This window comes from Silvimonas iriomotensis (assembly GCF_014645535.1).
In the GTDB taxonomy this organism is placed as follows: Bacteria; Pseudomonadota; Gammaproteobacteria; order Burkholderiales; family Chitinibacteraceae; genus Silvimonas; species Silvimonas iriomotensis.
The window spans coordinates 891798-905647 of the sequence record NZ_BMLX01000001.1 but is presented as its reverse complement, the minus strand read 5'-3'; the positions used below and the strand labels follow the sequence as shown (position 1 = coordinate 905647).

General features: G+C 60.3%; 10 protein-coding genes. 2 read left to right on the top strand and 8 right to left on the bottom strand.

Annotation, left to right across the window (positions count from 1 at the left end; genetic code table 11):
- Window positions 1-30: 30 nt before the first annotated feature.
- Window positions 31-2511 carry a M16 family metallopeptidase gene (locus IEX57_RS03960; RefSeq protein WP_188702534.1) on the bottom strand — a complete coding sequence of 827 codons (2481 nt, stop codon included), beginning with the start codon at window positions 2509-2511 and terminating at the stop codon, window positions 31-33.
- 54 nt (window positions 2512-2565) lie between these two features.
- Window positions 2566-3312 (bottom strand): TraB/GumN family protein, encoded by a 747-nt coding sequence (locus IEX57_RS03955; protein ID WP_229708686.1) that lies wholly within the window; start codon window positions 3310-3312, stop codon window positions 2566-2568.
- Between the two features lie 26 nt (window positions 3313-3338).
- Here IEX57_RS03955 and IEX57_RS21090 point away from each other — a divergent pair, with 26 nt between their 5' ends.
- Window positions 3339-3674, top strand: a complete 336-nt coding sequence (locus IEX57_RS21090) for a hypothetical protein (protein WP_229708684.1) — start codon at window positions 3339-3341, stop codon at window positions 3672-3674.
- A 56-nt stretch (window positions 3675-3730) separates the two neighbouring features.
- Here the strand turns inward: IEX57_RS21090 and IEX57_RS03950 are convergent, their stop codons facing one another.
- From IEX57_RS03950 to surE, 5 genes are all read right to left on the bottom strand, one after another.
- A complete protein-coding gene (locus IEX57_RS03950; RefSeq protein ID WP_188702531.1) occupies window positions 3731-5047 on the bottom strand; it encodes a hypothetical protein in 1317 nt (438 codons plus the stop codon).
- Window positions 5048-5067: 20 nt separating this feature from the next.
- Complete coding sequence (locus IEX57_RS03945; protein WP_188702528.1) at window positions 5068-6723, bottom strand: CHAT domain-containing protein; 1656 nt, start codon at window positions 6721-6723, stop codon at window positions 5068-5070.
- A 29-nt stretch (window positions 6724-6752) separates the two neighbouring features.
- The gene (locus IEX57_RS03940) at window positions 6753-9581 is read right to left on the bottom strand and encodes a PAS domain-containing protein (RefSeq protein ID WP_188702526.1); all 2829 of its coding nucleotides are present in this window, start codon (window positions 9579-9581) and stop codon (window positions 6753-6755) included.
- A gap of 406 nt (window positions 9582-9987) precedes the next feature.
- Window positions 9988-10788: a glucose 1-dehydrogenase gene (locus IEX57_RS03935; RefSeq protein ID WP_188702524.1), complete on the bottom strand. Its 801-nt coding sequence runs from the start codon at window positions 10786-10788 to the stop codon at window positions 9988-9990.
- Between the two features lie 18 nt (window positions 10789-10806).
- A complete protein-coding gene (surE, locus tag IEX57_RS03930) occupies window positions 10807-11589 on the bottom strand; it encodes a 5'/3'-nucleotidase SurE (protein WP_188702522.1) in 783 nt (260 codons plus the stop codon).
- A gap of 95 nt (window positions 11590-11684) precedes the next feature.
- On the opposite strand from surE, the gene IEX57_RS03925 reads away from it, so the two are divergent.
- Window positions 11685-12125: a MarR family winged helix-turn-helix transcriptional regulator gene (locus IEX57_RS03925; RefSeq protein ID WP_188702520.1), complete on the top strand. Its 441-nt coding sequence runs from the start codon at window positions 11685-11687 to the stop codon at window positions 12123-12125.
- A gap of 25 nt (window positions 12126-12150) precedes the next feature.
- Here the strand turns inward: IEX57_RS03925 and IEX57_RS03920 are convergent, their stop codons facing one another.
- Entirely contained in the window at window positions 12151-13797 is a 1647-nt protein-coding gene (locus tag IEX57_RS03920; RefSeq protein ID WP_188702517.1) for a mechanosensitive ion channel family protein, read from the bottom strand.
- Between the last annotated feature and the right edge of the window lie 53 nt (window positions 13798-13850).

The following is a 13850-nucleotide window of genomic DNA, read 5'->3' as shown; positions in this document are numbered from 1 at the left end:
CTTTTGTACAATCGAATTCGCTTGTGCCAGCTACGGCCCGGACACCGGCGTTTGGGTGAGCGACTGGCACAACTGCCGCGCGGCCGCCAGCAGCGCAGCTTCGTGCTCCGGATCAGCGTCAAAGTTGATCTGCACGGTCGCCAGACCATTTCCCGATAAATCCGAACTGATATAGGGCGTGTAACTGGCGCCAGTCGCGTTTCTCAGGTCGGTGTACACGCGGGCGCTCAACACCTGGGACAACACAGCCAGATGAACCACATGCTCTGGCGACCACGACTGGGCGGTAGCAAACAGGATGCGGTCTGCCGCGGCACTGGCGCCTGGCCGATAAGCGATATGTTCGCCACCGTTCACGGGCTGCCACGGTGTCACTACCGGCGGGTGGGTCGCCGGTTCAGCCGGGATGCCGGACAGCCATTTTTCCAGCAGTGGCCTGATTTCTGCTGCAGAGACGGCACCGGTAATCACCAGGGTAAATTGCCCCGGACTGCCAAAGAGCCGTTTGAATGCCGCCTCTGTCATCCAGCTTTTGTACTCGCTATACCAGCGGCTATCTGCTTCGGTGGCCCGGTAGTCGCCATTGAACGCGGCCGGCTTGACCACGCCTTCCATCAGCGCCTTGTACGGATCAGGTGTGACGGACGGATTTTGCAGATTACCTGGCCGGCCCCAGCCAGCCTGCGAAGAATCAGGGGTCAGCGTTAAACGATGGTGGATTTCCGCCAGTACGGTCTCAAACTGATCTACCGGCGCACTACCCCGAAAACCCTGCACATCACCGACCACATATGGCTCAAAGTTCACGCCGGCCGCCAGCCGCGTCTGCACTAGGTCCACATGTGGCACCCCGGCCACCGGCATATCGTTGATGACACCACTGGCAGCCAGCGCACCGCCCCATGCATCTACTGGAAACTGATCCATGCCACCCGGCGCCATCATGTAAAAGTACGCCGTCTGGCGCGGCGATTTCATGGGGCGCACCAGCACCCGCAGGTGATTGGCCAGGATGATCTCGGTGACATCACCCAGTTGCTGCTGACTGGCAACCGGCGCGGCAGGATAGCGCGCGGGCGGCAACGGAACCGGCGCATAGCGGGTCAGTGCCGGTGACAGTGTGGAAGCACGATACTGGCGATACCAGGCTTGTACTTGCGCCTCGGTCGGCACGACCTTGTCGTATTTTTGCTCATGGATCAGCTGGACATAACGCGGTCGCGCCAGCATGGGCACGAGCAATTGCGACAACTGTTGGCCATCCATGCCGGCCAGTGCAGCGTTGACCGCAGGCCATTCTGCGCTGGCATCGGTGGGCGGATTACGCCCCTGGGCGGTACGCAACAGGATATCCGCTTCGCTGCTGGCTTCGTCCCGCATGGTGTCATGCCATTGCCGCACGCTACCCAGGTATTCTTTTTTCAGTTGTTCTACCGTGGCTTGATCCATCGGGACACGGGCAAAAGACTGCAGCGCGTTTTCCGGCAACTTGAAGAGTTTGTCCGGCGTTGCGTCGGCTTCCAGCCAGTTGCTCAGGCTCCTTGCTGGCCAGGACAGGCTGAACATCGTCTGGCCGTCATCGCGCCATGCCCAATCCACGCTGATTCGCAGACTCTGCTGCAGGGCGTAGCGCAAAAATGCATAACGGTAACCAATCCGGTCCCGCTCTGGCCCTGGCGCGGGCAAAGGCGGCCATTGCAGGGACAGATTGATCAAGTCACCCTGGCGGTCCGGCACGCTGACATGACTGAAAACGGTCTCTGTCAGTGCAGGCCAGGCAGGCCGTTGCCACGCTGCCACCGGGCCCTGCCCCAGGTCGGCAAAGCGCTGACGGATTTGCGCCTCGCACCATGCGGTATCAATGTCGCCCGCCACCACCACAGTCATGCGCTCTGGCCGGTACAGTTTGTGGTACAGCGCCGCCACATCTGCCGCCCTGAAAGCCCGAATGCTGTCGGGCGTGCCAAATGACCAGTTCTCCGCGCCGGTACCGCGCATATAAAGATGCAGATTGTCCATCCAGGCCATAGACCACGGATTGTCGTGAACGCCCCGCTCCTCTTGCGCCACCACCCGCTGTTCTGGCTTGAACAGTTCTTCCCTGAACCGGATGCCGCCTGCGATCCCGTGCAGCGCATCCAGCCCGCGCAACAAGTCTGTATCCGCACGAACCGGCAGGGAAAACTGGAAACTGGTAAAGCCGGTGCGCGTTTGCCCGTTCAGATCAGGCCCGAACAACACACCCTGACTACGCAGCCAGGGCACCAGTTCGCCACCCGGAAAAGCATCCGTATCCCGGAATGCCATGTGTTCGATCAGATGCGCTGCGCCCTGCAATGCCGGGTCTGTCACATCCACTTCACCCGCATTGACCAACAGCCGAAATGCAGCCACACCGATCGGGCGGCTGGTATGGCGAATGCGGTAGCTCAGGCCGTTATCCAGCACGCCAGTGCGATCATCGGTTGTGGCACAGGCCAGCGCAGGCAGCAACCCAAGAAAAACAATCAATATTTGTTTAGGTGTCAGACGCATACACTTGCCAGGAGCGGGGAATGAAGCCGGTCAGTTCAACGACTGCGGGGTGACCTGGTATCCGGCATGACGCAACAGTGCGATCAACCCGTGCTCACCGGCAAGGTGACCGATGCCGACAGCAACGAAACAACCGCCATGTTGCAAGGGCTGGTCCAGTCCCCGGTAAAAACCCGCCGTACGCTGATCCAGAAGCACCCGGTAGTAATAATCCTTGAACCAGGCCAGATCCTGCGGCGGTAGCGTGGAAGGGTAATCAGTCAGCTGCTGCAGAAAACCGGCAGGCAGCGTATCGGTGAAATAGCGCGCGGCCAGCGGTTCTTGCGTGTCCGGCCCACGGGGATGATCCAGCAAGTCTTTCAACATCAGTATCTGCCGGGGTTCCGGCACACCCTGAAACACGGCAAGCGCAGTTTGCACGCTTTCCAGCCCCGCATATTGCTTTTTGTCAGCTACGGCCTCGGTCGCGATCTGCATATCAATAATGTGTGTCGGTCTGGTGTCGGGCGCGTACATCAACACCACGTTGGTCGCCCAGCTCGCCAGCGTTCCAGTCATGCCCGGGTCAATTTTCCGGGCGACCAGTTGCGCCTTGAGCTTCGCCAGATGCGCGCTATCGAGCTCGTTTTCCACCGCGATTTTGCCTGGTGTGCGCAGCGCATCACCGACCGCTTTAAACATCTCGCTGTCGAGTCTCGTTTCTGTATAAACACGCCCGGATTGCTGGATAAATGGCCGGACACGCGCGAGCAAGGTCGTTGCGCGCGGATCATGCACGTGCAACGTGCCTAACACCCAGGAAGGTGCAACACCCGGCTTCTGGACGCGCCAGAAAATCGCAAACCGGTCTGCCGGGGCTCCTTGGGCAGATTGGCCTGCATGGGCCACAGAAAACAAACCGCACAACAAAACAGCAAGCAGCCGTACGCCGCGCCGCCGGGCCAACCGGCACATATGAAGGGAGATCAATCGGTTCCATCCTGCGTTTTCGTTTTCAACCAGACCATCGTGCCTGCATTGCGCAGGGCGATTGCGCCGACGATGGGCTGGTTTCTTCTGTTGTTGCGCAGGCTAGGTTTTTTCTTCCTGAAAAGCAATATTTCATTTCTATGCCGTTACGTTTAATTGACAAAAAATGAAATGAAATATCACGAGGCTCCGGTTTTGAACGTGGCTCACGTGTCTGGCACGCCATCTAAACCTGCGAGGAAAGCGCCATGGCAACGACCCGGGCGGATGCCTCTGCCAGTGAATCCGGGGTGGCGCTTCCTTCTTCCAGCTTCGCATCCAGTTTTGCGCGGATGGTTGCTGCCCTTTCTGACAGGGCGTCGGTGGTGAGGGCTTCGAATCCGGTGGTTTGCAGCAGGCTTTTTTTGCTGCCGATACGCGATGCGGTTTCTTTCAGAAGGCTTCGCGTGGTGGTGGTCAGGCCTTTTGAAATCGCGATGCGATCCAGGCCGTCGGCCAGTTCGTTGTGCTGGTCAGTGCCGCCTTTGACGACATCACCGCCCAGCAGGGTGGTTTTCCAGCGCTTGTATTCTTCCAGGTAGGTGCTGACCATGGTCAGCCGGTCAGGCTCGATAAGGTCGGCGGATCTGGCAATGGCATCAAGCAGGCGGTTCAGCGCTTCTTGTGCATCCGGGCTGCCGCGGATCAACCTGGATTTGACCTCATCCCAGATCGTATTGAACGGCATGCTGGCGCCTGAGAATGCGCTGTCGCACATGCTTTTGCGGTATTCAAAGGCCACCAGGATGTAATCCATATCGTCGATGACCACCGTCTGACCCTGGGCGTTTTTTTGTTTTAGCTGACCTTGTTCTATTTCCAGCTCGGCATCCTGGGTGACGTCGGCGCCGGCAAAGACGCGATAGCCACTTTTCTGCAGCGCCGAGCCGTCATAAATGCCAAACCGGGTGGTCACGCCGCCCGCCCCCAGCAGCTTACCCAGCCGCTTGGTCATATCCACGCCTGTGCGCGCAATCAGTCCTGCTGCGGCGCCGCCGATGGTGCCGGCGGCATCGCCAATGAAGTCCAGCATGCCGCTGGCGAAAGTGGTGTCGCTCATGCGGCAAAGCGCGGTGTGCATGACAAGGCCGCCGGCCTTGAGCGGCGCATCGCGAACGATATACAGATTCTTGAATTCAATATGCTGCCCGCCCCGCTGATCGGCGCCGGCATTCAGTTCGCCGCGGATGGTGTCGTAGTTGATGATGAACGGGACTTCACGGACGTCATCGCCATAGCGATAGCGCAGAAAGCAACTGCACATCGGCAAGTAGGTGGCGATATAACTACCGGCTTCGGCCAGACGTACTTCGGCGATACGCACGCTGAAATAACACTGCTCCGCCTTGAATTCATCGCCTTTTACGGCCTGGTATTGCGGGTCGGCGGCGGCCTCGCTGGGGATCAGGTCGCTGCAGAAATTGCGGCCACGCCATGCCGGGGAATCGAGCGATCCATCGGTTTTTGTCCCTGCACCAAGCAGTTTTGCGACAAAGGGCAGCATGTGTCTCTCCAGCAGGCAAACTAGTCCCGGACTACAGCCACGGCGGACGCCCACAACGGGGAACTGAAATGCAGGCGCTGGGTGGCTCGGCAGGCGTCACGGTACGCCTGTGAAAAAGGCCGTCCTCGCCGCAAATAAGCCTCATAAAACTGCTCGAAATACTCGGTGCAGTCGTGCTCGTCGACTTCCCAGCGAAACCCCAGCACCGCCTCGGCGCCGCCGCGCATGATCTCAATGGCGCTGCGCAATGAAGAGCCCCGGCATGACGACAACACCACCAGTTTGCAGTCACCCTCTTCTACCCAATGAGCGAACTCGCGCACAGACACCGGATACGGTTCGCCCTCGTCGCCGGGCAGGACCAGATAGGTGCTGCCATCAGGCAAGCTGGTGGAGTGGCCGGAGAAATGCACGATGTCGAACGCTTTGGTTTGCAGCATGGCCTTGATGCGGTTGATCAGCGCCTTGCCCACCAGTCGCTCCGGCTGTTCCCGGCCAACCACAACGGGCTCGCTGAGCAGCATGCCCCCGCTGTCGCGCCAGATGGTTTCAAGTACGGCCAGTTCTGCGTCGATATAGTCCAGTTCATCCAGCCGCTGCGGGGCCGATCGTTCACCCGTGCTTTCAAACACAAACGACACCGGGCCGCTGGCGTTGGCGTGCACAAACAGGACACTGGGCGGGTGTGGCGGCGCTTGCACCCGGTTTCTGGCACTGGCCATCCGCCTGGGCATGTGTATCCGCCGCGCCATGGGGATATTGGCGCACAGAAAGGCCGGATCGATGGTCAGGCGCGGGCTGGCCAGCTCGAATGGCAGGCTGAACAATTTCACCGCGTCGTCGTCTTCACCATTGATATCAAACCGCAGTTCGACATCGGCAGCGCTCAGTTCGGCCGCCGGGTCTGCTTCGGCATCGGCCGTGCCTTCATGCCACATGGCCTCCAGGTGCGGGCCAATCATGTCGTTGATCAGGACATTGAAAAGGGTGTTGCCATAGCTGTTCAGGACAAACTTCCAGTCCGGACGCACGCTCTGCCCTGCGTTCCAGGGCGTGAACGCGTTCAGGGAATGCACCAGCGTCGGCAACACGCCCTTGTCCAGATAGGCTTTAGCCTCGGTCACGAACTCGTACCGGTTCATCCGGAAGTGATAGGTGGCGGCGTTACTGCCGACATCGATCGTGATGCGGCGTTTGCGCGGGCGATCAGGGGTAAACAGGTTTGAGATGACTTCCATGAACTCGCCATGCGCGTCGGCCTCTCCGGAATAGTTCAGCGTCAGCAGGGCGACATTGGGCCGGCTTAGCACTTTCAGTTCCAGTTTCTCCAGCGACGTGGGCATTTGCACCAGTACCGGAATATCCGGGTTTGTCTCTTTAAGCCAGCCCAAAAATCCGGTCGCCGCTTCGCCCGTGCGTGATTCTGGCTGCGCGACCGCAGACGTTTGTGCGTTTTTGGAGGCAAGCACCCTGCCATCCAGAATAATCAGCAGCGGCGGGCAATGGTCCGCATCGGTGCTTGAAAGCATCTTGCGCGCGGCTTCTGTGGTTGAGCGCCGGTCCGGCACGACATCGACAAAATCTGCCAGCCCTGGAAAATCATCCAGCCGGGATGGCAGCAGATCAAAGAACAGGGACACCAGCGCCCCCAGATCATCATCGTCGGTGATATGCATGACCCGCTTTCTTGGCGGCGGCAGGGTTTTCATTTCAGGTCTCCCGCTTCGGGCAGGCGTGGCAGGGTTATGTCAAACATGCGCCAGGGCGGCGACGCCTGCTGGTCAGCCCAGCAAGCCGGTTGCCTGGTAATCTGGCCGCCGTGCGCCGCAATGACCTCGGTGATGACATCCAGCGAGAGGCTGGCGTCGCTCATTGCCGTGCGGCTGGCTTGCCACAGCGCGTCACGCGGGCCTGGCGGATCGGTCGCGTCGGCCTCCATGGTCCGTTCGCTCAAGCCCAGCCGGAGTGTGACCTGTTGCGGATCGTCATCCAGCCAGACCACCAGATGTCTTTCGTCACCCGAGGCACGGCGCAGCAAAAACCCGATGATCGAACGAAAAGCGTAACTGAGTCTGCCCGCATCGCCACTGACTGAAACGGGCCGGGCGGGCCAGTTGTTCTCTACCCGCGACTGGTCGCGCTCCGGCAGTGACTTCACCAGTTGCGCCAGACATTTCACAAGGTCGATCCGTTCCTCAAACCGTTTGGGTACTTCACGGATGGAGAGCCCTTCAGCCAGGCGTTCGAAGGTGATATCGGCCTTGCCGATTTCTGCAATCAGCCGTTCCGTCATCGACACCAGCGCAGACGGTGCCTGGTCACTACCAGGCTGCGCGTGGCCGGCAAGCCGCGGCAACTGGCGCGCCAGTGTTGAGGCCAGCGTCAGCGGCGCGCGGGTTTGCTGCGCTACGTCGGACACCACGGTACGCAGAAAGCGCAAGTCGCGGCTCCAGTCGAGCTTCTCGATATCCGTAAAGAGCCAGATGGCGGTATCAAAGGTGGACTCCAGCTCACGGCGCGTGGCCAGCACCGCGCGCACCACGCCATCGTCGCCCTGCAGTTCAATCCGCCGGCCCGCCTGCGTGGTGCGCCCTTCCAGAATATCGGCCGTTTCCGGATGATTGCCGGAGGCGTACCGGCTGATCAGCACCGGCGCGTCGCCATCTGCCGGGGTCAGCACGGATGTGCCCAGCAACTTGCCGGCGACTTCGTTCATTTCCAGAATCACCCCATCCAGCCCGACCACCACGACGCCTTGTTCCGAGGTATGCAACAGCGCGTCTTTCATTTCGGCCAGCAAACGCTGGGTCAGTCCTTCTTCGATCAACGCCACCATTTTCATGATTTCGTCGCGATCCGGCCCGCGAAACGCCCGCGCCGAGGTTGATTCCACGTTGATCACCCAGCGGGCACGCCGGTTCAGCCGCAGCGGAATGCACATGGCCGAGCGTAAAGAGCGCCCGGCCGCGATGTATTCGTACTGTTCGCAATCCGGGCTGTCGATCTCGTCGACCACGAGGACTTTCTCCGCCCGCAGCGTTCTGGCCAGCATGCCGGCCGCCATGGATTGCTCATACGATGGCGGCAGCCGCAACGGCTCGGTTGCGGCATATTGCTGGACCAACTGGAACTGCTGCGTATGCCGATTCACCCGGAACAGCCCGACATAATCCCAGCGAAAATGCCGGGCGATATCGGTGACGATTTCCAGCGCGGTATTGGCCAGATTCTGGCTGGTCGCCAGCTTGTTTCTGAGCTGACCGGCCACGGTGTCATGTTCACGCCGCAAGCGCTCTTCAAACCGCAGCAAGACGGGTTCCAGATCCAGCTCCTGCAGCAGCGCCAGTTCGGCCGCGCCGTAGCGCCCCGCCTGTCGCGAGCACAAAGTGAGCGAGGAACTGATCGCGCCCTTGTAGCCCTTCATCGGCAAGGTCACTGAAGAGACAATGCCGTAATCCAGATACTGCCGGGTGATGTCGGTGCCGCGCAGACCGTCTTCATGCTCGGCAAAGATGCGGATATCCGGGATGAAGGTCTCACCCGCGGCCAGCCAGGGCGCCATGGACTCCGGCAGGTCCATCCAGCGCGATGGCCACAATTGATCAACCGGCGGCGCAGCGCTACTGCTGCCACCCTCGATCGCCACCGCCCGGAACAAACGCACGTCGTCTGAATAGATGCCAAAAATCGCGTGGTCAAACTCGATCAGTTGCTGCAGCTTTTTCACGATCAGGCCAAAGCAGACCCGCCAACTGCCCTGCGGCGGGTTCACCGCGCCATCAGGCATGCTGGTGGGCCGGATCATGATCTTGCGGATTTCATCGCGGACATGTTCAACAGCGGCCAGCTGGATGACCACCAGCACACCAAGAATCTGGCCGCTGGGTGCGATGTCCGGCATCAAATGCAGACGCACATGCCGGGATGGCAGGTTGTCGGGCCCATCAAGACACACATCCAGCGGCGCGGTGCGTTGCCCTTGTTCGCACAGGGCAAGGTACTCGCCAATAACGGCGTGTTCATTGGCTTCAAAGAATGCAACCAGCGGCCGGCCTGACAAGGGTTGCTGCGCAGAACCCAGCATGCGCAGCGCTTCATGATTGGCAAAGCGGATCACGCCGCCAGCCACACGCAGCACGGTATAGGGCGCCTGCTCGAACCGGCGCGTCTCTGCCGCGCGAAACGCGGCGCCATCGGTCAGCGCCACCAGCGCGGCCCCGCCCATTTCAGGGATATAAAACAGCACCTGCAAGGCCACCGGCACCAGTTCGCCAGTGGCATTCACATACATGCCATAGACCGGCGCACGCGTTGCAAAGAGTTGCGTGGCCTCGATCTGGAACAAGCCATCCACCGTCTGGCCAACGGCCTCCGGCAGGATCGCGCACAGACCGTGACCGGCGCCGACGATCACGCCCAGCGCATCGACCATGGCGCAGGCCATATCAGATTCAAGGATTTTGCGGGCGATCAGCTCGCTACACATACTGCTATCGAGCATTTCGCCCGCAAAGGGCGCCAGGGAACTGGACATTGTGCCTCCTGCAAGGCTGCACGACTGACGCGTGGCGACCGGCAGGAGAAAAGATGATTGCGGATTTGCACTCACCCCGATTCCCGCCACCAATCCGCTTTTCTTTCAGTCTTTATGCCTGCGCAAAAGACAGGAACAGACAGGCCGCAAGGCGCAAGAGGCTTGTGCGCTCACGGGCCGGACCAACCTGGAAAGAACGGCTTTCTGGAATACGCGGGAGTAATATATCGGTGCTTTATCAAGTCAATTGATAAACAATCTGGCGCCGCAACAAGACAGTATTCACCTGGATTTCCGTTAAACGGCCATTTGCCGGCGGCGCATTCATGTCAGCGGGGCGAATGCCGACACGCGGGGTTGCCCGCCTTGCAGCACAAAACACCAGAAATCCAGGATACGGGATGACCTAGCCGTTATCCGCAAATTCCGGGTAAAGCAGCACCCCACCATCAACCACCAGCGACGTGCCTACCACGTAATCACTGTCATCCGAGGCCAGCCAGACGGCGGCTTTGCCGATGTCTTCCACTTCACCAATGCGGCCGTACGGGATCAGTTCGAGCAGTTTTTCCAGCGCTTCAGGCGTGGACCAGGCGTCTTTGTTGATTGGCGTACGGATGGCCCCGGGCGAGATGCCATTTACGCGGATGCGCAACGGCGCCACTTCCTGTGCCAGCGATTTCATCAACATCATCACCCCGCCTTTGGACGCCGCGTAGTTGACGTGCCCCGCCCACGGGATGACGTCGTGCACCGAGCTGACGCAAATGATTTTGCCCAGCGCCTTTGAGACCGGCCGCTGGCCCTGCGCCTTGAATTGCCGCACCGCCGCGCGGGCAATCAAAAACTGCCCGGTAAGGTTGGTATTGATGACGGCTTGCCAGTCGGCCAGCGACATCTGGTCAAACGCGGCATCGCGCTGGATACCGGCGTTGGCCACGACGACATCCACGCCACCAAAGGCCGCAAGGGCCGCATCAAAGAGTTGTTCGACCTGGGCTTCATTGCCGGTATCCGCGCCTACCGCAATGGCGTTACCGCCCTGTGCGGCAATATCTGCAACGATTTGCTCTGCGCTGGCGGCATTGGCGTGGTAATTCACGACAACGCTGGCGCCTGCGGCGGCAAACGCTTTGGCGATGCCGGCGCCAATGCCGGAACTGGCGCCGGTTACGATGGCGGTCTGGCCTTGCAATGATGAGTTCATGCGTGATCCTGCAAAATGTCAGTCGAGCTTGCGGGCTAGATCAGACAGGGCGGCCGCCGCAGTCCGGTCAAAACCCAGCGGGGTAATGGTGATGTGGCCCAGGCCCAGCAACGGGGTTTCAGCGTCGTCCGCATCGGGCTGTGGGGCACGTTGCAACTTCAGCCACTGGTAGTCAAAGCCGCGCGGGTCTTGCTGGCTGCGCACTTGCACCCCGTTGAGCAAACCGCGCCCTTGCCGGCTGATCCGCACTTCTTTCACTTGTTCTGGCGGTACGTCCGGAAAATTGATATTCAGGCAAACGCCCGCCGGCCACTCACCACTGCTGATCTGCCGAATGACATCTGCGCCATGGGTACTCGCGGTTTCCCAGCGCACGGGCGCGCCATCGGTGAATTTCTGGCTCAGGGCGATCGAACGGATGCCCATCATCAAACCCGTCATGGCAGCGCCCACGGTGCCGGAGAAAAAGGTTTCAATCCCCAGATTGGCGCCGCGATTCACGCCAGACAAAATCAGGTCTGGCGGTGTAGCTTGCAGCAAGTGCCCCACCCCGACGGCCACACAGTCGGCTGGGGTTCCGGTCACGGCATAACGCCGCTCGCCCATGGGTTTGATCCGTAGCGGGTCTTGCAGACTGATGGATGTTCCGGTGCCACTTTGGTCAGCCGCAGGCGCCACAATCCAGACCTCGGGCGCGAGTAGCCGGGCAATGTGTTCCAGCACCGCAAGGCCCGGGGCATCTATGCCGTCGTCGTTGGTGATCAGGATACGCTGGCAATGGTATGGCGCTGAATCTGGCATGGCTTGCTCCGCTGCAACAAACAGGATGATCACTGGCCCTGGGGCTGGCGATGAATTACTATATTCACATAGCTATATAAATATAGGCAATAGCCATGGATTTTTCCTTGTTGCGCACCCAGGTCACCCGTTTGAGCCGGCGTTTGCGCCAGGAGGCGCAGAATGATCCGGACAACTGGACCCACATGCTGGTCTTGAGCGCGATTGACCGACTATGGATTGCGGCAACGCCATCCATGATCAGCACAACGGAGAAAATCCGCTCTTCCAACCTTGCCCCGATCCTGAAAGAGCTGGAGGCGAGAGGCCTGATCTTGCGCACCCAGGATGAGAGCGACAAGCGCAAGACTCGCTTGTTGCTGACGACGGCAGGACACCAGACCTTGACGGAAAGCCGCAAGCGCCGTGATCAATGGCTGAACCAGGCCGTGCGGGCCAGCTTGAGTGAGGAAGAACAGCAACTCCTCATCAAGGCCGGAGAACTGATGGAGCGACTCAGCCTGTATGAGGCACACAACGAGGACCGAACGCGCTGACGGGCGGGCCGCAACCGCCCCGGTGTTACTCGGCGCTGCCAGAGGGCGGCACGGCCGGTTTGCTGTACCAGTCCTGCTCTTTGACCAGTACCGCACCCTCCGGCTGCATGCGAAAATGCGGCGACATGATCTGTACACCCCAGTGGTTGAATTCATCCTGGATATCGGCATGCAGGACCGACAGGATCGCCACCGCGCGCATGGGTTCTACGCAATGCGCAAACAGTTCGTACTCCACATAAAAGTCAGACAGGCCGCGCTGCACCACATAGGGCTCGGGTTGCTGCACCAGCCCCGGATTGCGTTTGGCGGCATTGATCAGCATGGCATGCACCTGGCGCCACGGGGTGTCATAGCCAATCGTCACCACCGTAGACAGCAGTGAACCGGCCTCGCCCGCCGCCCGGGTAAAGTTGCGGATGTTGTTCCCCACCACCACGGCGTTGGGGATGGTGATTTCTTCTTTTTGCAGCGTGGTGAGCTTGACGGACAGGGTCGACAACTCCGTCACCACGCCGCGCGTATCACCAATGGCCACCAGATCGCCCCGCCGCAGCGCGCGCGAATAAACCAGCACCATGCCGCTCATAAGCTGATTGACGATCCCGGCCGAACCCAGCGTGATCATGAAGCCGAACAACACCGACAACCCTTTGAAGACGTCGCTTTGCGAGCCCGGTATATACGGGTAGGCAAAGGTCAGCCCCAGCGCCCAGACCACCACCGACACCATGCGCCGCGTTGCGCCGGCGGTATCGGGGTGCATACCGGGCACTTCAAGCCGGCCTTCCTGCACTGCAATGAACACGCGGGCGATCACATCCTGAACCGCGCGCGTGATCATCAGGATAACGATCACGGTAATGATGCCAGGCAAGGCATCGACAAAACCACGCGCAATGCGCACCAGCAAGTCCAGCAAGAAACCGCCCAGCCGCTCACCGACAGGCTGGGTCAGCGCAAACTGGTCCAGCGCGTAGATCAGCCACAGGTAAATGAGGGCGATGGCGGCAAAGGTCGCGACAATCTGCGTCACCTTGTTGGCCAGCGCCATACTGGCGTCCAGCCAGTCGAACCCGCTGACTTCTGCAGTGGCCTGCTTGCGGCGCGTTCTGCTGATGGCGGCAAGCAAGGCTTTTCTGGCCTTGCTCATGACCCACAAGCCCGCAAACAGCAGCAGCAAGGCAATCAGCGTGGCGATGACGCCGTGAATAAGATTGGGCCAGTGCACGCCTTCCAGCCGGGCCTTGAGCACATCCTGCAACTGGTTCTGGGTGGCTGCGACAAACGCCTCGAATGTGCGGTGATCATCCGCCGCCATGTCTTCCTGCACCACGTAAAACAGCAGGCGATCACCCAACTGGTACACCGTGACCGGCGTCGTGTCGTAGGTCACGGTAAAGTGGCGCAGCGGGTCATCAAGGTCAGCCTCCTTGAGTTCCTGCAACCGTTTCAGCCCCCGGTCCGCGCGCTCTTGCGGGCTGATACCCGCCACGGTGGCGCGAAAGGTCACGATATCCCGGTTCAGGTAGCTAAGCGGCGATGGCGTTGACACCGTCGTGCCTTGCGCAGCAGACGCCGATGACGCTTCCGGCGCGGCGAACGCCGGCGCGCAAAGCCCGATCAACAGCAGGCAGACGGATCTGACAACCCAGACTCTGAAGTACTTCATGATGAAGACATCCCTGCAAAAAGACACAATCGGGCGACCCGGCCAGCGGCGCG

Coding starts and splice junctions, on each gene's coding strand:
- surE (WP_188702522.1), bottom strand. CDS start 11,589: ATGCCAGATTCAGCGCCATACCATTGCCAGCGTATCCTGATCACCAAC.
- IEX57_RS03950 (WP_188702531.1), bottom strand. CDS start 5,047: ATGCTGCCCTTTGTCGCAAAACTGCTTGGTGCAGGGACAAAAACCGAT.
- IEX57_RS03920 (WP_188702517.1), bottom strand. CDS start 13,797: ATGAAGTACTTCAGAGTCTGGGTTGTCAGATCCGTCTGCCTGCTGTTG.
- IEX57_RS03940 (WP_188702526.1), bottom strand. CDS start 9,581: ATGTCCAGTTCCCTGGCGCCCTTTGCGGGCGAAATGCTCGATAGCAGT.
- IEX57_RS03935 (WP_188702524.1), bottom strand. CDS start 10,788: ATGAACTCATCATTGCAAGGCCAGACCGCCATCGTAACCGGCGCCAGT.
- IEX57_RS03925 (WP_188702520.1), top strand. CDS start 11,685: ATGGATTTTTCCTTGTTGCGCACCCAGGTCACCCGTTTGAGCCGGCGT.
- IEX57_RS03945 (WP_188702528.1), bottom strand. CDS start 6,723: ATGCATATCACCGACGATGATGATCTGGGGGCGCTGGTGTCCCTGTTC.